Annotated in this window: 26 protein-coding genes and 1 pseudogene; 12 read left to right on the forward strand and 15 right to left on the reverse strand. The window is 71.2% G+C overall.

From position 1 onward, the window contains the following. Positions 1 to 17: 17 nt before the first annotated feature. The 5 genes from AC0KTA_RS11150 to AC0KTA_RS11170 are packed head-to-tail and all read right to left on the reverse strand — an operon-like array spanning position 18 to position 6,238. Positions 18 to 752: a CPBP family intramembrane glutamic endopeptidase gene (locus AC0KTA_RS11150; protein WP_481054962.1), complete on the reverse strand. Its 735-nt coding sequence runs from the start codon at positions 750 to 752 to the stop codon at positions 18 to 20. 5 nt (positions 753 to 757) lie between these two features. Next, on the reverse strand, positions 758 to 3,337 hold the full coding sequence (locus tag AC0KTA_RS11155) for an MMPL family transporter (RefSeq protein ID WP_481054963.1): 2,580 nt from the start codon (positions 3,335 to 3,337) through the stop codon (positions 758 to 760). Further along, on the reverse strand, positions 3,334 to 4,266 hold the full coding sequence (locus AC0KTA_RS11160; protein WP_481054964.1) for a class I SAM-dependent methyltransferase: 933 nt from the start codon (positions 4,264 to 4,266) through the stop codon (positions 3,334 to 3,336). The genes AC0KTA_RS11155 and AC0KTA_RS11160 overlap by 4 nt, the downstream gene beginning before the upstream one ends. A gap of 32 nt (positions 4,267 to 4,298) precedes the next feature. Then, on the reverse strand, positions 4,299 to 5,009 hold the full coding sequence (locus AC0KTA_RS11165) for a hypothetical protein (protein WP_481054965.1): 711 nt from the start codon (positions 5,007 to 5,009) through the stop codon (positions 4,299 to 4,301). Beyond that, positions 5,006 to 6,238: an aminotransferase class I/II-fold pyridoxal phosphate-dependent enzyme gene (locus tag AC0KTA_RS11170; protein WP_481054966.1), complete on the reverse strand. Its 1,233-nt coding sequence runs from the start codon at positions 6,236 to 6,238 to the stop codon at positions 5,006 to 5,008. Before AC0KTA_RS11170 ends, AC0KTA_RS11165 begins: the two co-directional genes overlap by 4 nt. Positions 6,239 to 6,917: 679 nt before the next feature. On the opposite strand from AC0KTA_RS11170, the gene AC0KTA_RS11175 reads away from it, so the two are divergent. The 3 genes from AC0KTA_RS11175 to AC0KTA_RS11185 are packed head-to-tail and all read left to right on the forward strand — an operon-like array spanning position 6,918 to position 8,250. Continuing rightward, positions 6,918 to 7,463, forward strand: coding sequence for a TetR/AcrR family transcriptional regulator (locus AC0KTA_RS11175; protein WP_481054967.1), 546 nt, complete (start codon positions 6,918 to 6,920; stop codon positions 7,461 to 7,463). Further along, positions 7,463 to 7,789 carry a DMT family transporter gene (locus AC0KTA_RS11180; RefSeq protein WP_481054968.1) on the forward strand — a complete coding sequence of 109 codons (327 nt, stop codon included), beginning with the start codon at positions 7,463 to 7,465 and terminating at the stop codon, positions 7,787 to 7,789. The genes AC0KTA_RS11175 and AC0KTA_RS11180 overlap by 1 nt, the downstream gene beginning before the upstream one ends. Then, entirely contained in the window at positions 7,789 to 8,250 is a 462-nt protein-coding gene (locus AC0KTA_RS11185) for a DUF5360 family protein (protein WP_481054969.1), read from the forward strand. Before AC0KTA_RS11180 ends, AC0KTA_RS11185 begins: the two co-directional genes overlap by 1 nt. Positions 8,251 to 8,281: 31 nt before the next feature. Here the strand turns inward: AC0KTA_RS11185 and AC0KTA_RS11190 are convergent, their stop codons facing one another. Then, a complete protein-coding gene (locus AC0KTA_RS11190; RefSeq protein WP_481054970.1) occupies positions 8,282 to 9,904 on the reverse strand; it encodes an AAA family ATPase in 1,623 nt (540 codons plus the stop codon). A gap of 275 nt (positions 9,905 to 10,179) precedes the next feature. Here AC0KTA_RS11190 and AC0KTA_RS11195 point away from each other — a divergent pair, with 275 nt between their 5' ends. From AC0KTA_RS11195 to AC0KTA_RS11205, 3 genes are all read left to right on the forward strand, one after another. Next, positions 10,180 to 11,643, forward strand: a complete 1,464-nt coding sequence (locus AC0KTA_RS11195) for a glycoside hydrolase family 16 protein (protein ID WP_481054971.1) — start codon at positions 10,180 to 10,182, stop codon at positions 11,641 to 11,643. Positions 11,644 to 11,669: 26 nt separating this feature from the next. Then, entirely contained in the window at positions 11,670 to 12,080 is a 411-nt protein-coding gene (locus AC0KTA_RS11200) for a nuclear transport factor 2 family protein (RefSeq protein ID WP_481054972.1), read from the forward strand. Between the two features lie 165 nt (positions 12,081 to 12,245). Beyond that, positions 12,246 to 12,791 (forward strand): RICIN domain-containing protein, encoded by a 546-nt coding sequence (locus AC0KTA_RS11205; protein WP_481054973.1) that lies wholly within the window; start codon positions 12,246 to 12,248, stop codon positions 12,789 to 12,791. Here the strand turns inward: AC0KTA_RS11205 and AC0KTA_RS11210 are convergent. Together AC0KTA_RS11210 and AC0KTA_RS11215 are read right to left on the reverse strand one after the other, a co-directional pair. Further along, positions 12,779 to 13,279 (reverse strand): HIT family protein, encoded by a 501-nt coding sequence (locus AC0KTA_RS11210; RefSeq protein WP_481054974.1) that lies wholly within the window; start codon positions 13,277 to 13,279, stop codon positions 12,779 to 12,781. The genes AC0KTA_RS11205 and AC0KTA_RS11210 overlap by 13 nt on opposite strands. 93 nt (positions 13,280 to 13,372) lie before the next feature. Next, positions 13,373 to 15,106, reverse strand: a complete 1,734-nt coding sequence (locus AC0KTA_RS11215) for an MFS transporter (protein ID WP_481054975.1) — start codon at positions 15,104 to 15,106, stop codon at positions 13,373 to 13,375. Positions 15,107 to 15,255: 149 nt separating this feature from the next. Between AC0KTA_RS11215 and AC0KTA_RS11220 the strand changes: the two genes are divergently transcribed. Then, positions 15,256 to 15,945 (forward strand): TetR/AcrR family transcriptional regulator, encoded by a 690-nt coding sequence (locus tag AC0KTA_RS11220; protein ID WP_481054976.1) that lies wholly within the window; start codon positions 15,256 to 15,258, stop codon positions 15,943 to 15,945. Between the two features lie 48 nt (positions 15,946 to 15,993). Here AC0KTA_RS11220 and AC0KTA_RS11225 read toward each other — a convergent pair whose 3' ends face one another. Then, on the reverse strand, positions 15,994 to 17,478 hold the full coding sequence (locus AC0KTA_RS11225; protein ID WP_481054977.1) for a SulP family inorganic anion transporter: 1,485 nt from the start codon (positions 17,476 to 17,478) through the stop codon (positions 15,994 to 15,996). 413 nt (positions 17,479 to 17,891) lie between these two features. Between AC0KTA_RS11225 and AC0KTA_RS11230 the strand changes: the two genes are divergently transcribed. Continuing rightward, positions 17,892 to 18,407, forward strand: a complete 516-nt coding sequence (locus tag AC0KTA_RS11230; RefSeq protein WP_481054978.1) for a beta-class carbonic anhydrase — start codon at positions 17,892 to 17,894, stop codon at positions 18,405 to 18,407. Positions 18,408 to 18,529: 122 nt separating this feature from the next. Beyond that, positions 18,530 to 18,733: pseudogene (locus tag AC0KTA_RS11235) on the forward strand (helix-turn-helix domain-containing protein); the annotation flags it as partial. Here AC0KTA_RS11235 and AC0KTA_RS11240 read toward each other — a convergent pair. Together AC0KTA_RS11240 and AC0KTA_RS11245 are read right to left on the reverse strand one after the other, a co-directional pair. Then, on the reverse strand, positions 18,730 to 19,215 hold the full coding sequence (locus AC0KTA_RS11240) for an SRPBCC family protein (protein WP_481054979.1): 486 nt from the start codon (positions 19,213 to 19,215) through the stop codon (positions 18,730 to 18,732). The pseudogene AC0KTA_RS11235 and the gene AC0KTA_RS11240 sit on opposite strands and share 4 nt — an antisense overlap. 41 nt (positions 19,216 to 19,256) lie before the next feature. Beyond that, positions 19,257 to 19,703 carry an ATP-binding protein gene (locus tag AC0KTA_RS11245; protein WP_481054980.1) on the reverse strand — a complete coding sequence of 149 codons (447 nt, stop codon included), beginning with the start codon at positions 19,701 to 19,703 and terminating at the stop codon, positions 19,257 to 19,259. 177 nt (positions 19,704 to 19,880) lie between these two features. Between AC0KTA_RS11245 and AC0KTA_RS11250 the strand changes: the two genes are divergently transcribed. Further along, positions 19,881 to 20,762: a helix-turn-helix domain-containing protein gene (locus AC0KTA_RS11250; RefSeq protein WP_481054981.1), complete on the forward strand. Its 882-nt coding sequence runs from the start codon at positions 19,881 to 19,883 to the stop codon at positions 20,760 to 20,762. Between the two features lie 4 nt (positions 20,763 to 20,766). Further along, the gene (locus tag AC0KTA_RS11255) at positions 20,767 to 20,985 is read left to right on the forward strand and encodes a DUF397 domain-containing protein (protein ID WP_481054982.1); all 219 of its coding nucleotides are present in this window, start codon (positions 20,767 to 20,769) and stop codon (positions 20,983 to 20,985) included. A 148-nt stretch (positions 20,986 to 21,133) separates the two neighbouring features. Here AC0KTA_RS11255 and AC0KTA_RS11260 read toward each other — a convergent pair whose 3' ends face one another. Further along, complete coding sequence (locus AC0KTA_RS11260; protein ID WP_481054983.1) at positions 21,134 to 21,661, reverse strand: sugar O-acetyltransferase; 528 nt, start codon at positions 21,659 to 21,661, stop codon at positions 21,134 to 21,136. Between the two features lie 113 nt (positions 21,662 to 21,774). Here AC0KTA_RS11260 and AC0KTA_RS11265 point away from each other — a divergent pair, with 113 nt between their 5' ends. Beyond that, positions 21,775 to 22,704: a LysR family transcriptional regulator gene (locus AC0KTA_RS11265; RefSeq protein WP_481054984.1), complete on the forward strand. Its 930-nt coding sequence runs from the start codon at positions 21,775 to 21,777 to the stop codon at positions 22,702 to 22,704. A gap of 27 nt (positions 22,705 to 22,731) precedes the next feature. Here AC0KTA_RS11265 and AC0KTA_RS11270 read toward each other — a convergent pair whose 3' ends face one another. The 3 genes from AC0KTA_RS11270 to AC0KTA_RS11280 form a co-directional block, all read right to left on the reverse strand. After that, complete coding sequence (locus tag AC0KTA_RS11270; RefSeq protein WP_481054985.1) at positions 22,732 to 22,857, reverse strand: hypothetical protein; 126 nt, start codon at positions 22,855 to 22,857, stop codon at positions 22,732 to 22,734. 500 nt (positions 22,858 to 23,357) lie between these two features. After that, complete coding sequence (locus tag AC0KTA_RS11275) at positions 23,358 to 23,906, reverse strand: hypothetical protein (RefSeq protein ID WP_481054986.1); 549 nt, start codon at positions 23,904 to 23,906, stop codon at positions 23,358 to 23,360. An 88-nt stretch (positions 23,907 to 23,994) separates the two neighbouring features. Beyond that, positions 23,995 to 24,648 carry a TetR/AcrR family transcriptional regulator gene (locus AC0KTA_RS11280; RefSeq protein ID WP_481054987.1) on the reverse strand — a complete coding sequence of 218 codons (654 nt, stop codon included), beginning with the start codon at positions 24,646 to 24,648 and terminating at the stop codon, positions 23,995 to 23,997. Between the last annotated feature and the right edge of the window lie 56 nt (positions 24,649 to 24,704).

Genomic DNA, 24,704 nt, shown 5'->3' on the forward strand with positions numbered 1-24,704 from the left:
GGAGAGATTCAGGGCGGTCACAGCCAGGCGGCCGCCGCCCCGAGCAGCAGCAGATTGCAGACGCCCTGCGCGGCGGCGCAGGCGAGGGCGGAGCCGGTGACGGCGCGGCAGACGCCGAGGGCGAGGCCCATCAGGAACACCGACGGCAGCAGCCCGCAGAGCACCTTCAGGTTGAAGGGGTGCAGGCCGTAGTCGCCGACGTGCACCGCGGCCCAGCCGGCCGCCGTGGTCACCACGGCGGCGTAGCCGCCCCAGCGGACCTCGACGGCGCGGTACAGGACGCCGCGGTAGCAGACCTCCTCGACCAGCGGCACGAGCACGCCGAGGGCGAGGACCATCGCCACCACGTCGGCCCAGGGCGCGCCCGGCACCGTGCCTTCGAAGAGCCGGGGCATCCACGTGGTCCAGTTGTCGTCGCCGTCGCCGAACGCGTCGCGGGTGGCGAGGAACGTCTGGCCGTACACGACGGCCACCAGGGCCGTGCCGAGGACGGCGGGCAGCAGCGCGGAGCGGCACACCCCGGCCCCGGCCCAGTCGGCGCGCGGCAGGACGAGGAGCACGGCCGCGCTCAGCGCCACGGACAGGACCATGACCGGGAAGGTGAAGGCCCCGGCGACGCGGACCGCGGCGAGCACGGCGAACAGCGCGGCCGCGGACGTCACCGGGAACGCGGCGTGGTGCGCCCGCAGTCGGCCCAGGGCGCCGGTCCCGGGCGTGGCCGCGCCGGCCCGGTCGGGCGTGTGCAGCGTCATGCGCGTCACCCCGCGGGCACCTTGTCGAGGCGGCGCCGGCGCACGCCGAGGCTGGGCAGCCACCAGTTGTACTTGCGCAGGAGCAGCAGGGTGGCCGGGACGAAGAGCATGCGGATGACGGTCGCGTCGAGCAGCACGGCGAGGCCGAGCCCGGCGCCGTACTCCTGGAGCATCAGCGTGGACGACAGCGCCATCGTGCCGAGGCTGCCCGCCATGACCAGGCCCGCGGCGTTGATGACGCGTCCGGTGTCGACGACGGCCCGTATCGTGGCTTCCTCCTGCGACAGACCGCTGCGGAGCAGGTCGCGGACGCGGGTGACGAGGAAGATCTCGTAGTCCATGCCGAGCCCCATCATCAGGACGGTGAGGAAGATCGGCAGATCGTCGATGATCGCCTCGCCGCGCCAGTGGTGGAAGATCAGCACGGTGAGGCCGACGGCCCAGACGTTGCTGAGCATGATGGTGGCGATGAGGCGCAGCGGTACGAGCAGCGAGCGCAGCGTGAACATCAGCATCACGAAGACGCCGACGCTGACGAGGGCGACCATCTGCCAGAAGCTGGAGCTGAGCGCGTCGCCGTACTGCTGGTCGACCTGGGTGGTGCCGCCGATCTCCAACTCGGCGACGCCGCCGCCCTGTTGGTCGGCGACGCGTTCGAGGCGGCCGACCGTGGCGGCGGCCTCCTCCGCGTACGGGTCGTCGTCGAGGGCGACGACGAAGCGCAGGGTGCCGTCGCGGGAGACGTAGTCGTCGAGGAGGGGGCGGCCCGCGTCCGCGAGCTGTCCGTCGGACCAGCGTGTGCCGAAGGGGTGGGTGGCGGAGTCGACGGACGCGACGCCCGGGACAGCGTTGAGGCGCTCGGTGAGCCGGGCGACCGCCTGCCGTCCCTCGGGGGTCAGTTCGCCGTCGCGTACGACGCCGGGGTCCGCGCGGCCGACGGCGATCGTCGGCATGACGGCGGCGTCGCCCCACTGCTCCGCGACGGTCGCGAAGCCGTCGCGGGAGTCGGTCGCGGGGCTCAGCGCGACGGGGTCGGACGTCGAGCGGTTGCCCGCGACGAGCAGCGCGAAGGGGATGGTCGCGGCGAGGAACGCCACCACGATCCGCCCCTTGCGGCGGCGCGCGAACTCCGCGGTGCGGCGCAGGTGTTTGCCCATCGCGCCGGTGTGCTCCATGTCGGACAGGGGTGCGCGGCCCACCGCGAAGAAACGGTCGCCGAGCAGCACGAGCAGGCAGGGCGTGAGGGTGAGCGCGGCGGCGAGCACGATGGGGATGCCGATGAGGCCGCCGTAGCCGAGCGGCGGGATCCAGTCCACGGGCGAGAGCAGGGTCGCGCCGAAGGCGAGGGCCACCGCGCCCGCGGCGAGCAGCATGCTCTCGCCCGCGTGCACGGTGGCCTGCACCGCCGCTTCCCGCGGAGAGCGCCCGGCGACGCGTTCCTGCCGGTAGCGCGAGGACAGCAGCATGCTGTAGTCGACGCCTGCGCCGAGCATCACGAACTGCATGATGGTGACGGTGAACTGAGTGAGCGTCACCTGTTCGCCGAGGGCGTGCAGGGCCGCCTGGCTGACGTTCATGGACAGGCCGATGACGGCCAGCGTGAGGATCGCGGGGACCAGGGCGCGGAAGAACACCAGCAGGATGACGAAGATGATGACGTACGCCACCGACTCCATCAGCGAGTTGTCGGCCTCGGCCTTCTCGTACGTGTCGTGGATGAGCGCGAGCTCGCCGGTGACGTGCACTTGGGCGTCCTTGGCGGCGCCGCTGTCGGCGAGCAGTTCGCGGGCGGTGTCGCGCAGCCACTCCACGTCCGGGTCGGCCCCGGCCTTGTCCGTGTAACTGACGGACGCCAGTGCCGCTTTGCCGTCGTCGGAGATCAGCCGCGCCACGGCGTCGCCCGGCACGGGCAGCGGGAAGCCGCGCCAGTCGGTGGCCGCCGCGAACTTCCCGGCGACGCGGGGCACGGCCGCCGCGTCGGGTGCGGCGGCGGCCTCGCGGGCGGCCGCGGCGAGCGCGGCGGGGACGCGGCCCGCGTCGGCCTCGCGGTCGACGAAGGCGCGCCGCCCGGCGGGGTCGTCCGCCGCGTCCCGGGCACGGTCGCGCACGCCGGTGAGGAAGGCGGCCGTCGTGTCGCGATACAGCGTGTACGCGGACGAGGTGCGCTCGACCTCGCCGGTGCCGCGCAGCTTCGCGAGCCGGGTGTCCAACTGGGCGAAGAGAGCCCGCACTTCGCCGTCGCGCACGTCGGGCGCCTCGACGACGACGGTCACCTCCCGCTCGGAGCGGTGCGGGAAGGCCTTCTTCGTCAGCTCGTCGGCGCGGGCGCTGCTGGTGCCGGGTACGACCTTGGAGGCGCCCTGGTCGGTGAGGGCGTCGTCGAGCCCCATGGCGTACGGCGTGCACACCGCGATGAGCACCGCCCACGCCAGGATCACGGTCTTGGGCCGCTTGGCGAGTCTCTCCGCGAAGCGGTGCAGCGCCCGCTGGACGGCGCCGCGCGCCGCGCCGGGCGGCACCCGGGAGCCGTCCCCCGGCGGTGGCGTCGGCGCGGGCGGGTCGGCGGCCCTGGTCGGGTTCGTCATGCGACGCCGGCCTCCTCGCCGGTCCGGGCCCCGTGCCGGGCGCGGGGCGCGACGGGCTTGGCGCCGGTGACCACGACGAAGGTGTGCTGGATCTCCAACGTGCCCTTCTTCCGCAGGAGTTCGGCGAGGCCCGCCTCGACGCGGTCCAGGACGAGCTGCTCCCGCTCGTTGTCCACGGCGGTCTTGAAGCCCGCGGCGGCGCCGGAGCGCTGCACCCACTCCAGGACCGCGGCCGGGGTGTGGGCGGGGATGACCTGGGCGCCGTCCCGCTGACCCGTGACGGTCAGCCCCGCCTTGGTGAACCACCGGGCCACGGCGGCCGCGTTCTTCGGCAGCGACACCCTGATGAGGCTGGTGAGCAGCGAGGGGTCGTCGGCGAAGACCTTCTCCAGGCCCTCGGTGAGCGCCTGGTGGGCGTCGGCCCGGGTCTCGATGACCATGACGCGGCCGCCGGGCCGCAGCACCCGCCCGATCTCCGCGAGCAGCTTGGTCGGCTTGGTGTAGCAGATCGCCCAGCCGACCACGACCAGGTCGGCGCTCTGGTCGGGCAGACCGCGGACGAAGGAGTCCATGTCCCCCACGGACAACTCGACGCCGAGCCCGGGCGTGCCCTCGGTCAGCGCGTGCACCTTCTTCTTGGCGACGTCGAGCATGCCGGGCGACTTGTCGACGGCCCGCACGGTGCCCCGGCCGTCGAGCCGCCGGATGATCTCCGCCGTCAAGTGTCCGGTACCACAGGCGAGTTCGACGACGCTGTCACCGGGCGCGATGGGCACTTCGTCGAGAGCGGTGGTGGAGTGGCCTCCCATGACGGGGCTGAAGAACGTGTCGTAGTCGGAACTGGCCGCGTCGTAGTCCGCCGTAGGATCGGCGTGCGCCCGATTGAGCGCGAGACGCAGGGCACGGGCGGCAAGGCGTACACGGGACATGTGCGGCTCCTTGGGTGATCGCGGGTCACAGGTCAGTGGTCGGTGGGGTCGGTGGCCGGCGCGCGCCGAACTGCGTCCGGGCGGCGAGTAATAGCCCGTCCGGCGTTTGAGGACGAGCCGCGAAGCGGCGATGAAGGAGGGCCAGGGGGCGAAGCCCCCGTGCGTGTCACACGGGCAAGCTGCAGCAGCCCCACCGCGCAGGCCAAGGCGCCAGCCGCCCCCCGGGCCTGCGGGAGCCAGCACCCGGCGGCGAGACCACCCGCCGCGAAGGCCACCACGGCCAGGGCGAGGGCCGACGCCGAACTGGCCCACGGGCACCGCCCGTCCAGAAAGCGCGCCGTGGTAAACCCGGCGGCGCCTGCGCAGCCGCACAGCGCCACCACACCCACCGCGACCACGCCCACGGCACCGCTGCACAGCAGCGCCGTACCGAGAACGAGCAGCGCGGCGGCGACCTCGGGGCGGGGGTCACCGCCGCGCCGCCCACGGACGCCGCGGCGCGCGAGAACCGCGCCCGCGGCGAGCGAGAGGCCCCAGCCGAGCAGGGTCGGCCGGGGCACGTCGGGCCCGCCCGCCGGGGCGAGGCAGGCCACGGCGGACACCCCGGCCGCGCCCGCCGTCGCCACGAGGGCGAGCGCCGGGCCCGCGGCGTCGGCGTCCGCGGGCCGGGCGACGCCGACGTGCCCCACACGGCCCGGACGGCCCGGACGACCGGGACGCCCCCCGGCGGCCGAGAGGTTCATGCCGCACTCGCCGACGAGGCGACCCGCCCGGCGGCGCTCTCGGCGGCGCGCCGCAACTCCGGTTCCGCGCCGAGCACTTCGACGACGCGGTCGAGCTGGTCGTGGGTGTGGGTGGCCATGTAGCTGGTGCGCAGCCGGGGCGAGGCGGCGGGCGGCAGGACCGGGTTGACGTAGACGCCCGCGCGGATCAGGCGTTCCCAGATGGCGAGGGTGCCCTCGGCGTCGGGCACCGGGACGGGAATGATCGGGGTGGTGCTCTCGCCGGTGCCGACGCCCGCTTCGGCGAGCCCGCGCCGCACCCGGTCGGCCTTGGCCCGCACGTCGGTGGTGAGGTGCGGTTCGGCGCGCAGGATGCGCAGGGCGGTGAGCGCCGTGGCCGTGCTGGCCGGGGTCATGGAGGCGCTGAACATCAGGCTGCGGGCCTTGTGCTTGAGGTAGTGGATGGCCTCCTCGCTGCCGGCGACCGCGCCGCCGAGCGAGGCGAGGGACTTGCTGAAGGTGACGGTGATCAGGTCGACCCGGTCGGTGAGGCCGAAGTGGGCGGCGGTGCCGCGCCCGCCCGCGAGGACGCCGAGGCCGTGCGCGTCGTCGACGAGCAGCCGGGCGCCGTACCGGGCGCAGACCGCGGTGATGGCCGGCAGGTCGCAGATGTCCCCCTCCATCGAGTAGACGCCGTCGACGATCACGAGCCGGGCGGCGTCGTCGGGCAGTTGCTCCAGGGTCTGCCGCAGGCCCTCGGCGTCGTTGTGCGGGAACCTGCGCAGCTTGGCGCCGCTGAGCCGGACCCCGTCGACGAGGGAGGCGTGCGCGTCCCGGTCGACGACCGCGTAGTCGCGGGGCGTGAGGAGTCCGGCGAGGGCGCCGAGGTTGGCCTGGTAGCCGGTGGACAGGACCAGGGCGGCGGGCTTGCCGAGGAAGTCGGCGAGCTCGGCCTCCAGTTCCTCGTGCAGATCGGTGTTGCCGTTCAGGAAGCGGGAGCCGGTGCTCGAGCTGCCGTACCGCTCCAGGGCACCGCGGGCGGCGGCGTGGACGCGCGGGTCCGACGTGAGGCCCAGGTAGTTGTTCGAGCCGCACATGATCAGTTCCCGTCCGCTCCTGCGTACGGTCGTGCCCTCCTGCCCGGCGAGGGGCAGGAAGTAGGGGTAGAGACCGGCCTTCATCAGGTCGGATGCCGCGGTATAGCCCGCGAAGCGAGAAAAGAGGTCGGGCGGTTCCGATGCATTGAACATTTATTTCCCTCTGTGAATTCAGGCGCTTCCCGTAAAGAAATGGGCGCGTTCGAGCAGCCCGGGATTCAGGGATGCGCACAGGACTTTGCATGCTGCCGGATTCCCCTGGGAACGGGCAGGCGCAAGCGCCACCAGAGGGCACGTCCGGAGCATGGGAGCGAACCGGTGGAGAATCCGCGGCTGCCGCCACGGACACGGAAAGGTCGCCTTTGACCTGGGCAGATTCCGGGCCCTGCGGGCAGCTTGAAGCCCGCGGGCAACGGGCGCGCAGGGCCCGCCGTCCGGCGAACACAGAGAGTTAATACGCAGATGACTCGAACATGCAGCCCCCGATTGATGATCAGTCCTGGCTAGGGATTCGTCGAACGAATCAGCCAGGCAGCGACTTTAGACAACTTTCGACGAAAGCGTCAACCAATCTCTTGACGTAACCCGTGCGGTGAAATGCAGAATTAACCCTTCCGCTTCCACGGCACCCCCCGGGAATGCTCATCGCACCTCGTCATGACCCATGCTAGCCTGCATTCGACCGTCCAGACGGTCGGAAACTCCGAAACGATATAGATCAATTAGATCGACGAGATCGACGACAAAGATCAATTGCGGTGAAGATCGCAGATCGCAGATCGACGGAGATCAGGAAAACAAGAGCGGCGACGACCGAAAGACGGTGTGAAGCGTGCGCAACCGGCTCCTGAACGCGGCCGAGAGACTCCTGGTCAAGCAGGGCGTCGACGCCATCCGCCTGGACGCGGTGGCGGCCGAGGCCGGCGTGAGCAAGGGCGGCCTGCTCTACCACTTCCCGACCAAACAGGCCCTCGTGCAGGGCGTCGTCGAGCGCCTGGCGGACCGCTTCGAGGCGGTGCTGCCGGGACCGGACGCGCCACCGGGCTCCTATGCCCGCGCCTGGCTCGACGCCTCCATCCCGCCCGAGGCCCCCGAGGGCGAGTCCGCCCCCTCCGACTCGGTCCCCGTCGCCCTCCTCGCGGCGGCCAACGGCCCGGAGGTGCTCGACATCCTCCAGGTGCGGTACCGCACCTGGCAGGAACGCCTGGAGCGGGACGGCCTGCCGCCCGGCGTCGCCACCCTCGTCCGCATGGCCGTCGACGGCTGGTGGACCGCCCGCCTCCTCGGCCTCGCCGACCCCAAGGGCGACCAGCACGTCCAACTACGGCGCCTGGTCAATGACTTGACCGAGCACTCGAACTCGAAGGAGTCGGCCTGATGGGCATCGTCCTGGTGGCCGGCGCCATCGTCTCCGAGATCGCCGCCACGCTCTCGCTGCGCGCCTCCCACGGCCTGACCCGCCTCGGCCCCAGCATCCTGGTCGTCCTGGGCTACGCCGCCGCGTTCGTGCTGCTCGCGCAGGCCCTGAAGACCCTGCACGTCGGGCCCGTGTACGCGGTGTGGTCCGGCCTCGGCACGGTCGGCGCGCTGGCCGGCGGCGTGCTCCTCTTCGACGAGAACGTCCGGCTCGCGACGGTCGCGGGCGCGCTGCTCATCGTCGCGGGCGTGGCGGTCATGTACGTCGGCGGGGGCCTGGAGCACTGATGGTCCAGGCACCGCCGAAGCCCCGCGCCGACGAGCCGTCCGCCCCCGGGCTCACCTCCGTCAAGGTCGCCATGCTGGTCACCGACCTCGGCTTCCTCGCGTACTGGAGCGCCGCGTTGCTCGGCCTGATCCCCGCCGAGTACGCGTACAAGGACTACGGCGACCCGGTGATGAGCGACTGGAACTACTCGTTCCTGCCGCTGGACGTCGCCGCGAGCGCGACCGGACTCACGTCCCTGTACCTGTGCCGCCGGGAGCGCTGCGACGCCCGCCCGCGCCGGATCGCCTGGCGCCCCCTCATGCTGGTCTCCCTCACCCTCACCAGTACGGCCGGCCTGCAGGCGGTCGTCTTCTGGGCGCTGCGCGGCGACTGGTCCCCGACGTGGTGGATCCCGAACCTGGCGCTGCTCCTGTTCCCGATCCCGGCGATCGCGCGCCTGCTGCGGCAGGACACCCCATAGCGGTCGCTTTCCCGTATACGTCTACGTCACCTCACCGCAGCGGACGGTACGACGCCGACGTGAAGAACCCGCCGCCGTTCTCACCGAGGCGACCCGGGCCCGGGCGGCGGGGCCGACCGCCTCGGCCACCACCGCCACCGTCGTCATCGTCGCCGTCGTCATCCTCGTCGTCGAACTCGTCCCCCAGCTCGTCCGGGTCCTCGTCCTCCCCCCGCACCCCGAGCAGCCGCCGCGTCAACTGGTCGCGGTCCGAGAGGAGTTCGTCGACGGCCTCGCGGAGGTCCTGGGCGGCGGTGTCCGCGTCGCGTTCGGCGGCGATGAGGACCGCGCGCCGCACCAGCTCCTTCGCGAACGACGCCGTCGTCCCCTCCGTGCGCTCGACGATCTCCTCCGTGACCTCCTCGCCGAGGCCGAGCCCGCCGCCGTACAGAGCGAGGAGGCGGCGCCGCCCCGCGGCGTCGGGCAGCGGGATCTCGACGGCGAGGTCGACGCGGCCGGGGCGCTGGGCCAGGGCGGGCTCCAGGAGGTCGGCGCGGTTGGTGGTGAGCAGGAAGGCCACGTCGGCGTCGTCGCCGAGGCCGTCCATCTCGTTCAACACCTGGAAGAGCAGGGGCTGTTCGCCGCCGCCGAAGTCCCGCGACTCCGCGATGAGGTCGCAGTCCTCCAGGACGACGAGGGCGGGCTGGAGCATGCGGGCGAGGGCGCAGGCCGGGCCGATGGCGCCGATGGTCGTGCCGGACAGCAGGACGACGGTGAAGTCCGGCAGGTCCGAGAGGAGGTAGCGGACGGTGTGCGTCTTGCCGGTGCCGGGCGGGCCGTACAGGAGCAGTCCGCGGCGCAGGTGCTGGCCCGCCGCGCGCAGCCGCTCGCGCTGCCGGGCGACGCCGACGACCTGCCGCTCCACCCGGTCGAGCAGTCCGTCGGGGAGCACGATGCCTTCGCGGGTGAGGCCGGGGCGGCGGTGGAAGCGGAACGGGCCGAGCCCCTCGCCGAAGGCGGCGCCCTCGAAGGACAGGACCTGGCCGCGGTAGATGTTGTGCTCGCCCAGGAACGCGTCGACGCCGCCGAGCACCCGCCGGGCGGTGTCACGGGTCGCGGCGAGCACCTCGACCTGGACCTTCTCGCGGCCGTAGTCCTCGTTCGGGCCGCGCAGCAGGACCACGCAGCGCTCCTCGCCGCCGTCGGGGGTGCGCTCCGTGCCGAGGTAGAACCCGAAGGACACGCAGGCGAGTTCGTCGTCCGGCGAGATCGGCAGGTGGGTGTAGTCGACGGCGCCGATCACGAACTTGTCGTAGCGGTCGGCGGATTCGATGATCTCCGAGAGCGCGTAGTGATTGCGGTGGTCGGAGCCCGTCATGCCGACCAGTTCGTACGAGCGGGATTCCGCGGTGAACCAGCGCTCCAGAGCGAGGTGGACGTTCGGGTGGTCGTACGCCGCGTACGTGGCCTTGACCACGGGGGCGTCGCCGGGCTCCATGCCGAGGTGCTCGCGCAGGCGCTCGGTGAGGTCCCGGTCCGGGCCGTCGCCCCGGGGTGGGCGCGCGACCGCCTCCAGGAAGTCCTCGAACAGCTGGCTCACGCGCTCGAGGCCGGGGCCTCCGTCGTCGGACGGGCGTCCCGCCACGATCTCCGTCACCTTGTCCCCCTCGTCCATGGTCGTCCACTCTCCGTAGGGCTGCCGCTGGTCGGGCGGCTCCGGCGGTTCCGGCCTCTCAGCGTGGGTGGGGGCGGGGGTGCGGTGCAACTGTATTGCCGGCGCCCGGGACGACTCGGGGCATCCTCCCGGACGGCTTGCGGTGAACTCCCCGCTCCCTTCGGGAAGTTGACGGCGCCTAGCCATTGACGGTCGCCCCGTCCACAACTACAAAACCCTGAGAGCGCTCTCAGAGATTGACCCCCGCCATCCCGCCCCCTGCACGGAGGTGCACCATGAGCACCACCACCCGCAGCACCCACACCACCCCCAGACGCCGCACCCTCCTCGCCGGACTCGCCGCCGTCGGCCTGACGGCCGCCCTGATGACGCCCGGCGAGGCCCAGGGCGACGTACCCCCTGCCCCCGGCTGGACCCTGCAGTGGAGCGACGACTTCAACGGCCCGGCCCGCTCGCTGCCCTCCGCCGCGAACTGGCAGATCGACACCGGCCACAACTACCCCGGCGGGCCCGCGAACTGGGGCACCGGCGAGATCCAGAACTACACGTCGTCCCCCGACAACCTGAGCCTCGACGGCAACGGGAACCTGCGCATCACGCCCCTGCGGGACGGCGCGGGCAACTGGACCTCGGCGCGCGTCGAGACCAAGCGCGCCGACTTCAAGGCCCCGGCGGGCGGCACCCTCGCCATCGAGGGCCGCATCCAGATGCCGAACGTCACCGGCGAGCAGGCGCTCGGCTACTGGCCGGCCTTCTGGGCGCTCGGCGCGCCCTACCGCGGCAACTACTGGAACTGGCCGGGCATCGGCGAGTTCGACGTCATGGAGAACGTCAACGGCATCAACTCCGTGTGGGGCGTGCTGCATTGCGGCGTGAACCCGGGCGGTCCGTGCAACGAGACCAACGGCATCGGCGCGAGCCGCGCCTGCCCGGGCGCCTCGTGCCAGTCCGCCTTCCACACGTACCGCTTCGAATGGGACCGGGCGGCGAGCCCCAACGTCCTGCGCTGGTACGTCGACGGGCAGCTGTACCACAGCGTCGACCAGAACCGGGTGGGCGCCGAGGCGTGGAACAACATGACCAGCCACGCGGGCTACTTCATCCTCCTGAACGTGGCGATGGGCGGAGCGTTCCCGGACGGGGTCGCCGGGCGGGCCACGCCGGTCCCGGCCACCGTGCCCGGGCGGGCGATGGCCGTCGACTACGTGGCGGTGTGGACGCGGGGCGGCGGGGGCGGCGACCCGGGGCCCGGCACGCCGTCGTCGCTGCACCTGCGCCAGGGCGGCACGCTCGGCCCGTCCGCGGGCGCCGCGGCGGCCACCACGCTCGCCTCCGCGGGCGGCGCCAACCACGACGGCACGCCGCACAGTCCGCAGACGTTCACGGCGACCGGCGTCGACGGCACGTACAACGGCGGCTCGACGGAGTTCGACCTGCTGGTCGACGCGGGCACGTCGGTGGCCAACGGGCAGCAGGTGAGGGTGAGTTACGACCGCACGGGCGACGGCTCGTGGGAGCGCACGGAGACGTACCAGTACTTCGCCACCGACCCCGTGCCGGGATACGAGCACTACACGCAGGCCAGGGGCCTGAAGTCGGCGTCGGGCACGCACGGCACGATGGCGGGCGGCACGGTCCGGGTCGAGGTCTGGAACGCCATCGGCAACGGCACCAGCACGGTGGGCACCGGCAACCAGTCGGTCGTACGCATCCCGTACGGGTCGGCTGCCGCGCGGTAGCCGCACCCCGCGGCTACGTTGGAACGGTGAACGCCACCGACGACGCCCACACGCACGCCGAACTGACCGCCGTCGCCGAGGAGTGGGCGGCGGCGATCGTGGCGAACGACGCCGACCGGATCGCCGGCTTCATGGCGGACGAATGGGTGATGGTGTCCGAGTCGGGCATCTCCCCCAGGGCCGAATTCCTGTCGGTGGTCGCGTCCGCTGACCTCACGCACTCCGCCATGGACCGGGTGGGCCCGCCCCGCATCCGCGTCCACGGCGACACCGCCCTGTTCACGGCCCGGGTGACGAACACCGCCCATTACCAGGGGCGGCGCTACGACGCGGACGAATGGACGACGGACGTCTTCGTACGACGTTCCGGCCGCTGGGAGTGCGTGCTGAGCCAGATCACACCGGCGGCTCCCGAAGCACCCGAACGGAGTGTTTGAAGCCGAACTCCCGTCTGGAACGGCCCCGCCCCGGAGAGCATGGCACCCGGCCATCACCCGTGCCATGACGTCGCGGAACGATGCTCACGGCCCGGACCACTCAGGGGGGACCCAATGACATCTCCGCCACCTCGAACATCTCCACGCAAGCGTCGGGCGCTGCCCGTGACCCTGGCGGCCGTCGCGGCCCTGGCGGCATCCGCACTGCCCGCGCCCCTGGCGGCGGCCGCACCGGCCGCGCCGGACGCACCGCCGACAGTGCTCGCTCCGCCTCCCGCGGCACCGGCGGTCGGCCCGTTCCAGGTCAGAAACCAGGGCGTGGGCCGCTGCATGGGCATGCCGGCCGGTGACGACCGGATGCGGGTGTGGAACTGCACCTCGGAGGCGTACCAACTCTGGGACCTGATCCCGGACGGCCGCGGCCGGTACCACATGGTGACCCGCAGGGACGGCCGCTGCCTGGCGGGCTACGCGCAGGGCCCGAGCGGCTGGGCGACCTGGCTGTCGGACTGCGACCGAAGCTTCACCGACGTGGACCAGCTCTGGTACGTCCACCCGGCCCACTCGGCCGACCCCGCCCCGATCACGAACCTCTACGGCCGCGTCCTGGAACCCGACCGCGGCTGGGGCGGCGCGAACGAGTCCCCGGTCGTGACGAACGACAACCAGGGCCTGCCGAACCAGCAGTGGACATTGATCTACGGTCCGTGAGGCCCGGGCGCCTCACTGCGCCCGAGCTCCCGGCGCATCCGCCCACAGACCTCGGCCACCGCGTCCGCGTCCGGCCCCGTGCCCTCGGCGAACATCGCCGCCTGGAGCGCGGGGCCGTGCGCGGCATGCCGGTCGAGGTCGCGCGTGCGGGCGGGCTGGATCACGAAATGGATGTGTCCGGGGGCCCGCCCCGCGTGCGACCACAGACAGACGTACACCTGCTCGCAGTCGTCGACGACCGCGCGCACGGCGTCGGCCACCCGCGTGAGCAGGGGCCCGAGTCCCGCCGCCTCGTCCGCGGACAGTTCGTGCACGCCGGTCACGTGCCGCAGCGGCTTGACGACGAACGTGCCGACGCCCAGCGGGCCCACGCAGTGCTCGACGCTCCAGTGCGCGGTGCGCAGCACGGGCCCGCCCGGCAGGGGCACGGAGCCGTCCGTGAGCCCACAGGCCAGGCACGGGGGCGGGGTGGCCGCGGCGGGCGTCACTTGTCCGCCCCGTATGGCCTCGGCTGTCCGCCCGGTACGGCCTCGGCTCGCTGTTCACGACCTGTGTTCACGAACAGAAGGACGCCGTCGGCCCTAATTGACCTGCTTCACCGGCTCCTTCGCCGGGGCGGACGCGGAGGCCCCAGAGGACCCAGAGGACCCAGAGGACTCGGCCGCCTCCGAGCCCGAGCCCAGGCCCGCCTTCGTGTGGTCCTTGCGCGGCAGCAGCAGTGCCACCGCCACCGTCCCCATCCCGAGGATCAGTGCTCCGACGAGGCTCGTGTGGGACACCGCGTCCGAGAAGGACGTGCCGACCGCGTGCTTCATCTGTTCAGCGCCCTGGGCCAGTTCGCTCGCCTGGGCCTTCAGTTCGGCGGCCTTCTGGGGGGTGGTGCCGGGGGCGGCGGCGCGTTCGGCCAGCTGGCGGGCCTGGGCGGCGATGGCCTGGGCGACGCCGCCGCCCGCGCCGACGGAGTCCTGGGCCTGTTCCAGGGCGGCGGCCGGGAGCTTGCTGCCCGCCGTCTCGTCCGCGAGGCCGGAAGAGTACGAACTCGCCAGGATCGAGCCGAGGACCGCGATACCGAGGGAGCCGCCGAGTTCGAGGGAGGTGTCGTTGACGGCGCCGCCGACGCCCAGCTCCGACTCGGGGAACGCCCCCATGATCGCGTCCGTGCACGGCGAGACGGCGAAGCCGAGGGACAGGCCGAGGATGGCGAGAGGGGCGACGAAGTCCGTGTACGTGGACTCCGCGGACGTCTGCGTGAGCAGCGCCAGCGCGGTCGTGCCGCCCACCATGCCCGCCGTCACCATGACCTTCGCACCGAGCCGCGGCGTGAGCACACCGGTGAGCGCCGAACCGACGAACACCGCCCCGGCCAGCGGCAGCATCCGCACGCCCGTCTCCAACGGGTCGTACTCCAACACGAACTGGAGGTGCTGCGTCAGGTAGTAGAAGGCGCCGAAGACGGCCACGAAGAACAGCGCCACGGCGAGGTTCGAGCCGGAGAAGCCGCGCTGGGTGAACTTCCGTACGTCCAGGACGGGGCGCGGGTGCCGCAGCTCCCAGACGACAAACAGCACGAGGCCCACGCCCGCGATCACCGCCGCGGTCACCGCACTCGCGCCCCAGCCGAAGCCCGGCCCCTCAATGATCATGTAGATCAGCGCGCCGACCCAGACGACGGACAGCAGCCCGCCCACGTAGTCGATCCGGCCCGGATCGGCCGCCTTCGACGGCGGTACGAGGACGAAGGCGCCGACGATCGCGAGCACCGCCACGGGGATGTCGATGAGGAACGTCGACGCCCAGCCGTAGTCCTCCAGGAGCGCGCCCGCGATCAGCGGTCCCGCCGCGATCGCGATGCCGGACGTCGCCGCCCACAGCGTGATCGCCTTGGCCCGCTCCGCGCGCGGGAAGGTCGCGGCGAGCAGCGAGAGCGTCGCGGGCATGATCATCGCCGCGCCCACGCCCATCACCGCGCGCGAGACGATGACGGCCGTCGAGCTGTCGGATAGCGCCCCGGCCCCCGCACCGACGCTGAGCACGACGAGCCCGAGCACGAGCGCCCCACGACGGCTGTACTTGTCGCCGATCGCGCCGAGCAGCAGCATCAGCGCGGCGTACGGGACGGTGTACGCGTCGATGACCCACTGCAGGTCGGAGCTGGAGAGGTCGAGGTCGCGGGTCATGTCGGGGGCCGCCACGGTGAGCGCCGTGTTCGCCATGACGGCGATCAGCAGGCTCAGGCACAGCACGGCCAGCGCCCACCACCGGCGGGCATAGGGCCGGTCCATCCGCTCGACCGGCTCCTTGATCAGCAAAGGCATCGGGTCCACCCCTCGGAATCCGCCCCGTACGGGACGTACGCGATCTTGCACAGCCGCGTGCAACTTGCACAGCACTGTGCAATGTACGCGACGACCGGCCTCGTTGCACATCGATGTGCAAGCACGGGTGCGCGCGGCAGAATGCCCTCATGAGCCGTACGAAGCCGACGCCGCCGCCCGCGACCGCCGCGCCCCCGCCTTCCGCCTCCGGCACCCCCGCACCCGCGACCGCCGCAACGACCCGCGCCGACGCCAACCGCCGCCGCATCCTCGACGTCGCCTTCACCGAGCTGACGCGGGACCCGGACGCGTCGATGGACCAGATCGCGCGCGCCGCGGGTGTCGTACGCCGGACCGTGTACGGCCACTTCCCGAGCCGCGAGGCGCTGGTGGGCGCGATCCTCGACGAGGCCGTCGCGGCGGTGGCGGCCGCGCACGCCGCGGCCTACGAGGGCGTCGAGGACCCGCCGCGGGCCGTGGCCGGCGCGATGCTCGGCGTCTGGCACGTCACCGGCCGCTACCGCCTGCTGCTCTCGCTCGCGCAGCGCGCCGTCACGATGGAGGGCATCCGCGAACGCCTTGCGCCCGTGCACGCGCGGGGCATCGAGATGCTCCAACGCGGCCTGGACGAAGGCAGGTTCACCTCACCGCTGCCCGCGCCCGCCCTCGTCTACGTCCTGGAGAACATCATGTTCGGCCTGATGGAGGCCGTGAACGACGGCGTCCTGGAATCGGAGGAGGCGGGCCGGTCCGCCGCGATCACGTTCCTGTGCGCGGCGGGGATGCCCACCACCGAGGCCGCCGCCCTGGTGGCGGAGGTCGCCGCCGAGCGCACGTAGCGGGGATCGCCCGGCAGGGCCCCGGCTCGCTTCTCCTGTCGGCGGCGCCTACGGAACGCGCGACGGACTTCCCTCGGCGTTCTCGACGACGGCCTTGAGCTTGTCGCGCTGTTCGTCGTTCGCGAGGGCGATCAGCCTGTCCTCGACATGCGGTGGCAGATCCTTGAGGCCGAGTTCGACGCCGGAGTCGTGCGAGTGGTCGATGAAGGTCAGCAGCGCCTTCGCCCCGGACATGTCGATGTAGTTCACGTCCTTCAGGCTCAGTGACACATTCGTCCGGTCGTCGCGCAGTGTGGTGAAGACCCGGTCGACGGAGAGGAACGACAGCGGTCCCTCGATGCGGTAGCCGTCGGCGTCGTCGGGAACGACCGAGGCCTTGCCCCGGCGCGACTGCACGGCATGCACGAGGAGCGCCAGGAGGACGCCGGCGGCGACCGCCACGGTCAGGTCGACGAGGACAGTGACGATCATCGTCACGAACATCACGGCGACGTCGCCCCTCGGGGTGACGTGCGCCTGCCGCAGGCTCTCCCAGTCGAACATGCCGATCGCGGTCAGGATCAGGATTCCTGAAAGGACCGCGAGGGGGATGTACTGCACGACGGTCCCGAGGCCGATCACGACGGCAAGGAGAATGACGCTGTGCGTGGCCGCGGACAGTGCGGTGCGGCCGCCGCTTCGGATGTTGACCACGGACCGGACGGTCGCACCGGCACTGGCCAGGCCGCCGAACAGCCCGGAGGCGGCGTTGCCGATGCCCTGGCCGATCAGTTCCTTGTTGCTCCGGTGCCGGGTGCCGGTGATGTTGTCCATGACGACCGAGGTCAGCAGCGAGTCGATGGAGCCGAGCAGCGCGATGCTGAGTGCGGGCAGCAGGAGGGTGAGGAGCTGCGACCCGCCGACGTCGGGGACGGTGATCGAGGGTATGGCCTCCGGAATCCGGCCTATGTAGTCGATCGCCGTGTTGAGCGGGACCGGTCCGACGCGCACGTCCTGAAGCAGCGGGTCCGCGAACCGCAGGAGCACGGTCATGATCACGAGCGCGATCAGGCTCGCCGGTATCACCTTGATCACTCGCGCGGCCCCGAGCATGAGCAGCACCGTGGCCGCGACCACCAGGAAACTGCTCTGCACCTGGTCCAGCTCGCCCAGGATGATGATCAGCGCGATCCCGCCCATGAAGCCCGACACCACAGGGTGCGGGATGAAGCGTATGAGTGAGCCGAGCTTGCACAGGCCGAACAGGACCTGGAGCGCACCGGCCATGATGAACGCCAGGAACGCTCCCTCGAGTCCGTGCTCGGCGATGACTCCGGTGGCGACGACGGTGATGGGGCCCGTGGGGCCGGTCACTTGACCGGGCGTACCGCCGAACAGGGCCGCGAAGAATCCTGCGAAGATCGCGCCGTACAGTCCGACGAGCGCACCCTCGGACGTCCCGGTCGCGGTGATGCCGAAGGCTATGGCCAAGGGCAATGCCACGATGGCAACGGTCAGGCCGGACAGGACTTCCCTGGTGATGCGCTGGAGCATCGGCACCCATTTCGGTCGACAGTCGACAGCAGACTGAACTCGGCCCACGGGGGCCGAGTTGCCGACCAGACTTCCCGGCGCACCGACCCGTAAAGATGCCGTATGGATTGGCTAAAGACAAGACCAAACATCACTATGTGAGATCCCTCTTGTGCTGTCGGCTTGTGCTGCCAACGGTCGATCCCGGTGCTCCATGGCGCCTGCAACCGCTGTGACCTGGAGGTTTGCTGCGATCGAAGGAGCTTGCTCCCAGCCTTCGAGCGCAGCCTCCGGCGCTGTGCGACCCCCTTGCGCCCTTGCCCAAGAGGGCTCAGGGAGGTTTTGATTAAAGGGAAGGCAAACGAACCCAGGGAAGATCCAGCGCCGCGGGGACGCAGCCGTGACCATCTGCCACCGGAAGCCGGAAGAGGGCCATGACCGCCATTGACGAACTGCTGCAGCGCAACGCCGACTTGCCGCTGCGGGGTGCGCCGACCATCGACACGCCAGTGCCCAGCCTGCACCTGACGATCGTGACCTGCATGGATGCCCGCATCAAGGTGTTCGATGTCTTCGGCCTGAAGCACGGCGAAGCGCACATCCTGCGCAATGCCGGAGGTGTCGTGACCGACGACATCATCCGCTCGCTCTCCATCAGCCAACGCAAGCTGCACACCCGTGAGGTCGTCGTCATGCAGCACACACAGTGCGGCCTGGCGACCTTCACCGAAGACGAGTTCAAGGACGAACTGGAGAATGACACGGGCCTGCGGCCCACCTGGTCGGTGGAGAGCTTCCGGGACGTCGAGGCCAGCGTGCGAACCTCGGTGGCCAGGGTGCGGCACGCCCCGTTCCTCCTGCACACCGACCGGGTCCGCGGACTCGTCTACGACGTGCGTGACGGCTCACTGACCGAGGTCGACGCCGTGCCGCGTACGCTCTCTGCCTGACCTTGTCGTGCGGTCGGCGCTGCCCCGGTCAGGGGCCGCTCGAGATGCGCTCCTGCCGGTCGTACCGCGACGCGGGTACTTCCCGGAATTCCTCACGCCGCCGGCGGGGGCGGCCGGAGTGGAAGGCCTCGGTGCTCCAGGCCCTCGGGGGCGACCCCACCACCACCGAACTGGCGCGCCGGGCCGGCGTCTCGCTCTCCTCGACCAGCGAGCACGCCGCCGTGCTGCGCGGCGCGGGCCTGGTCTCCAGCGTCCGGCAGAGCAACGCGGTGCGGCACGCGCTGACGCCGCTCGGCGCGGCGCTGCTGCGGGCGGACACGGCCTAGCCGACAAGCTCGGCCAGGTGGTGCAGCGAGTTGGTGAGGTGCTCAGGGCCGAACGGCGGGAAGTGGAGGTACTCCCGGATGAACTGCGGCACCGCCGACCAGTCGTAGGTGAGCGTGACGCTGGTCTCGGACGGGCCGAGCGGCGCGAGGTCGTAACGCCAGGTCCAGCCGCCGAACTCCAGGTGGCCGTCCTCCTTCTCCTCTCCCGTCAGCCAGCCGATGGCGCGCGGCGGGTCCATCACGTTGACCTTGTTGGCCACCTGGTACTGACCGTTCGGATGGTCGGGGTGATACATGTCCATCCGGAAGATCTGCCCCGCCTCGGTCAGCGGCGCCCGGTCGACAGCTTCCGAGACCCAGCCGGTGCCGTCGATCGCGGCGTGGGTCGTCGGGTCCGCCAACACCGCGAACACCCTCTCGGCGGGCACGCCGACCGTCAGGGTGGCGCTCACGTTCTCCTGGTCCACGTTCTCCTGGTCCACGGTGTGCACGCTCCTCGTCGTCTGATCTCGGGCCGCCACCCTCAAGCATCCCCGCGGGAGATCCGGGCGCGGACCGTCTTACCCTGCTCCGGGCGCAGGAACCAGCCCACTTCGTGAGCGAGTTCGCGTACGACCAGCAGCCCCCGCCCATCCTCCCCGAGCGACGCCCCGGACGCCGCCGCCCGGGACCCGAACCCGGGAAACGCGGGATTCGGGTCCGACACGTCGACGATGAGACCGCCGTCCTCCACGACGGCGAGCCGCAGCCACAGGTGGTGGCCCGCCACCTTGCCGTGCCGCGCGGCGTTCGCGACGAGCTCGGAGACGACGAGTACGGCGTCGTCGATGTCGCCCTGCCACTGCCAGGAGGTCAGCCTGCGGCGCGTGTGCAGGCGCGCGAGGCGCGCTGCCGCGCTGGTCATGGGGTAGCTGGTGGACCAGTCGTGGGTGGGGAGGGCTGGGGAGGGGGGTGCGGTTGGGTTGGTCATGCAACTACGGTTGCGGGCCTGCCCGTTCGACTTCAATCGAATGTCGCCTGATTAATCAGTGAGTTGAGAAGTGGACTATGCCTGGTTCTGCGCAAGCGGCTGCGCGATGCGCATACGCGGTGCCACACTCGGCGGACGGGGCCAAGTGACACGTACAACAGCGCACAGGTGATGCACATGGCAGCGAAGCGCGGGCGCACCGTTCAGCGGATCGAACTGGGCCTACAGCTCAGGCAGTTGAGGGAGAGCTGTGGATTGGGAGATCGAGGAGGCGGCTTCACCCGCAAGCAGGCGGCCCAGGGCCTACGGATCTCCGAGGCATCCCTGCAACGTATCGAGAACGGTGACCTGAACTTCCGCAACGTCGGGGACCTACGGAAGCTCCTGGACAAGTACGGGGTCACTGACGAGGACGTCATCGAGGCCCTGATCAACCTCAACCGTGAGTCGTCGACACAGGACTGGCTGACCCAGTATCGCGGGCTCATGCCCGCTGGAATGCCGGGCTTCGTCGGCCTGGAACCCGAGGCTCGCAGCATGAAGGCGTACCACCCCACGCTGGTGTACGGCCTCCTCCAGACGGAGAGGTACGCCCGCGCGATCCACGAAGTGGAGAAGCCGATCGAGGAGACCACGTCCGAACTCATCCGGAACAGCGTGGCCTTGCGTATGAAGCGTCAGGAGATCCTCACACGCGAGAACCCGGTCCGGCTCCACGTCATCCTGGGCGAGGCGGCCCTGAGGTATCCAGTCGGGGGCGCCGACGTGATGCGTGAGCAGTACGCGAAAATCGCTGAGCTGGCAGCTTGGACCCATGTCACGATTCAAGTGCTGCCGTTCCGTACGGGCTACCGGTCTGCGAGCGACTTCGCCCTCCTCCAGCTCGGCGACCAGCTGCCCCCGCGAGTTCAGATCGACAACGCGTGGGGAGCCGTCTCCACCTCGGACAAGCCCCGCGAGGTGGACCGCTTCACCCGTCGGTTCGACGCCATGGTCGCCTCGGCCTTGCCGCCGGAAGACACCGCCGACTTCGTGAACCAACTAGACAGAGAGCTGTAGGCCGATGAGCACGCATTGCCGGACCGCACGTGAACTCGCTCCCGAGAACGCCTGGTTCAAGTCGTCGTACAGCGGCGGCACGGGGAACAACTGCGTCGAGGTCGCCGACCTCACCCCGCACCCCACAGGAAGCATCGGCATACGTGACTCCAAGAACCCCCAAGGCCCCGCCCTTGCCCTCGGCCTGCCCGCCTGGAAGGCATTCCTCGCCGGGCTCCGCTAGGGCGTGTCCGTCGTGTGCCTGCCCGGGTGTCACGACGAGGGCCAGAGGTCGGCCCTGCCGGGCATGACAGGGCATGACAGGGCATGACAGGGCATCGAAATCAGACCGCAGACGTGCTGCTCACCCCGGGCCGGTGGCCCGGCCGGGCTCAGTCGATCGTCTTGACCACCCGGGCGGGGACTCCCGCTACCAGGGTGCGGGCAGGAACATCACGACTGACCACCGCACCGGCAGCGACCACCGCACCAGCACCGATGGTCACTCCCTGCAGGATCACGGCAGACGTCCCGATCCAGACGTCGTCTTCGATGACGATCGGGGCGAAGGAGAGGTACTCGCGACGCTCGGCGGGCGGCAGAGGGTGCCCCCCGGTGATGAGGCTGACCTTCGGGGCGATCATGACACCGTCGCCGATGCGGATCCCGCCCTTGTCCATGAACGTGCATCCCTGGTTGACGAAGACGTTCTCCCCGAACGTCGTGTTCAGCCCGTGCTCGGTGAAGAACGGCGGGTAGATCGTCACCGACTCCGGGAGCGGGCCACCGAACACAACGGAAAGTAGTTCAGTACGGCCTTTGCTGTCGCTGAACGGCAGCACGTTCAGTCGAGACGTCGCGTCGGTCACCTCTACGATTCGCTCCGCATGGCGCGCGAACTCGGGCGTCTGGACATACATGACCTGCTCTGTGCGGGTAGGCATACGACGATTCCACCACCCCGGAGGGCAGGCGATCAAACAACCGCAGACCCACCAGAGACAACCGATCGTTGTGGAAGTAGGCTGAAGGTGTGGATGCTGAAGCCCTGCGGACGTTCGTGGCCGTCGCCGAGACCGGCCAGTTCCAGGCAGCAGCGGACGAGCTCGGGATCAGCCAGCAGGCGGTCTCCAAGCGGATCGCGACCCTTGAGAGACACCTCAAGGTCACGCTCCTGGTGCGAACCTCACGAGGCTCCCGGCTGAGCCTGGACGGGCAGGTCTTCCTGCCCCACGCCAAGAAGGTCCTCGCAGCCCTCGAGCAGGCCGAGCAGGCCGTGCGCCCCGGCAGCCGGCCCTTGCGCGTCGACGTCCTCCACCGGCGCATCGCACCGGCCCAGGCCGTCTACCGGTTCTACCGCTCACACCCCGAGATGAACCTGGACACGGTCACACTGAGCAACGAAAACGCCGCCCAGGCTGCCCAGGCGGTGCTCGAAGGAACCGTCGACGCGTCCTTCCGCGCCCTGCCGGTAGACCAGGTCCCAGCCGGGATCAGCGCCGAACGACTCCTGGACGCACCCCTGGAGCTCCTGGTCGGGCCCGGCCACCCCTTGGCGAACGCACCTTGGGTCAGGCCTGCGGACCTGGCCGGCCACCGCATCTGGATCCCCGGAATCAGACCAGGCACGGAGTGGGCAGCGTTCTACCAGGCGCTGTCCGAGGCCTTTGGTCTGAGCATCGACGCGCTCGGCCCCAACTTCGGTGACGAGGCCCTGATGGACGCGCTGGCAGACTCGGCCTCGCTGGCCACCCTCGTCGGCAGTGGGGACCGGTACCTGTGGCCCCAGACCCACGACCTGCGGCGCATCCCGTTGCACAACCCGACCCCGGTGTACACGCACGTGCTGTTGTCCCGCACCGGAGACCAGCACCCCGTGCTGACCGCGCTACGCGACCATCTGCGTACCTCAGGGCCGCGCACCCCGGACGACGTGTGGCTGCCGGACTCGATAGACCGCTGATGAGACGCCCGATTCGACAGACACGCCCTAGCCGGGGCCGCGGGCCAGCCACTCCTGCAGCTCCCGGTGCCGGAACCGGTACTCGCCGCCCACCACGCGGAGCAGACCCGCGTGGTACGCCCAGGCGAGGAAGGCACCGGGGCGCGGGGGCATGCGGCCGAGGGCGGCGAGGGCGGTGAGTGCGACGGCGAGGCCACTTCAGGCTCGCCCGAGCCCGCCGCACCGCCGCGTTGGCGGCCCGCGTCGCCGCCGGAACGTAACCGGCGAGCAGCCGCTCACGAATCTCGGCGGCAGAAGCACAGCCCGTGGGCGGCACCGCGCCCGCCGACTCCCCGTACACGGCGAACGCGAGCCCCAGGTAGAACGGTGAACTGAGTGCCTCGGCCATGGCCCCGTCCGCCGCGCCGTCCCGCATGGCGTCGACGACCGCGTCCATTGAGGAAGTCCGCCCGTCGGAGCGGAGGTTGACGTACCGGCGGGCCTGCTCGGCATCGACGGCGCCGACGCACAGGAGCGTCGCCTCACGCAACCACGCGTGGGACGCGGACAGTTCCTCGTACCTCCTCCCCCGGCAGGTCAGGACGAGGGGCGCGCTGCCGCCCACGGACTGGTAGGCGTTGAGTTCGGCGAGGGCCCGGCTCGCGCGCCCCGGCTCAGCCCCCGCCTCGTCGGGGTCCATCTCGTCCAGGCCGTCCAGTACAGGCACGACAAGGCGCCCCGCCACAGCGGCGGCGGGTGCGTGCCGGAGGCAGGTCGCGGATGGCGAGGCGGACCGGCACCGGGTCCGTCGCCGCGCGGGCGTCGAGCAGCCGCACGACGAGGTGCACCGCGAAGACCGTCTTCCCGGCGCCGGGAGCACCGGTCACGACGAGTCGGCCGGGCGCGGCGGAGTACCGGTCCGCCACGTCGGAGAGCCGCTGCCGTCCGGGCGGCTCGGCGCCGCCCTGTCGCGGAGTCACGTCGACAGGAAGGTCGATGAGGTGCGCGCCGGTGCCCAGCATGTGGGTGCGCTCGGCGACCTCCACGTCCTGGACGGCGCGGGCGAGTTGGTCGAGCGCGGCGGCGCGGGCGTCGGTCCCCTGCTGGAGCCGGAACGCGCGGAGGCTGATCGCGGCGCCGACGAGAATGCCGAGCACACCGAGCGGCAGCCCGAGCACACCGGCCATGTCCTGCGGTTCGAGCGCGCCCCGCCGTACGGTCACGGCGGCCCAGCCGCACCCGGCAACCAGGACCGCGACCCCGCCCCCGAACACCCACCGGAGACCACCGGCAGCGCCCTGCCTCCCTGGCTCAAAGCATGCCGAGGGGCGGCAGTGGTTGGGCGTGTTCCGCCCGGAAGGACTGCAGGAGGTAGGCGAGGAGGCGGCGCGACGCGGCCGGTGAGCCCCCCGGTGACGCGGCGACGACGGCACTGTTCGCCAGGAGCACGAGCCTCATGTCCGTCACATGGAAGTCACGGCGCAACTTCCCTGCGTCCTGGGCGCGTTGGATCAGCCCGGCGAGGACCCGATCCGCGCGCGCACGCTCGCGCTCATGGTCGACGGCATCGGGGAACCGGGTGAGGAACGCCTCCGCGAACCCCCGGTCCACGGTCTGCGCGGTGCACACGTGGTCGATGACGGAGCAGAAGCCGCGCCAGGGGTCGGGATCCCGGCTCGCCTCGTCGACCACCGCGGCGCAGCGGGCGAGCTGTTCGGCGAAGGCCGCGGTGACGAGCGTCGCGCGGGTGGGGAAGTGCCGGTAGAGGGTCGCCGCGCCGACACCGGCACGGCGGGCGATCGTGGTCACGGGCACGTCGATCCCGTGCACGGCGAACGCCTCACGGGCGGCTTCGAGGATGCGGTCGCGGTTGCGCCGGGCGTCGGCGCGCAGGCCCGCCGCCGGACGGAAGTGCCCTGCGGAAGGGGCGGGTTGACGTGGCTTCCGAGAGGGCTGTGCAGGCATGTCTCTCACTTCGCCGTAAAGCGGAAAGGGGGGTCCGGTTACGACGTTAGCGTGAC

This window comes from Streptomyces sp. Y309, from assembly GCF_056712025.1.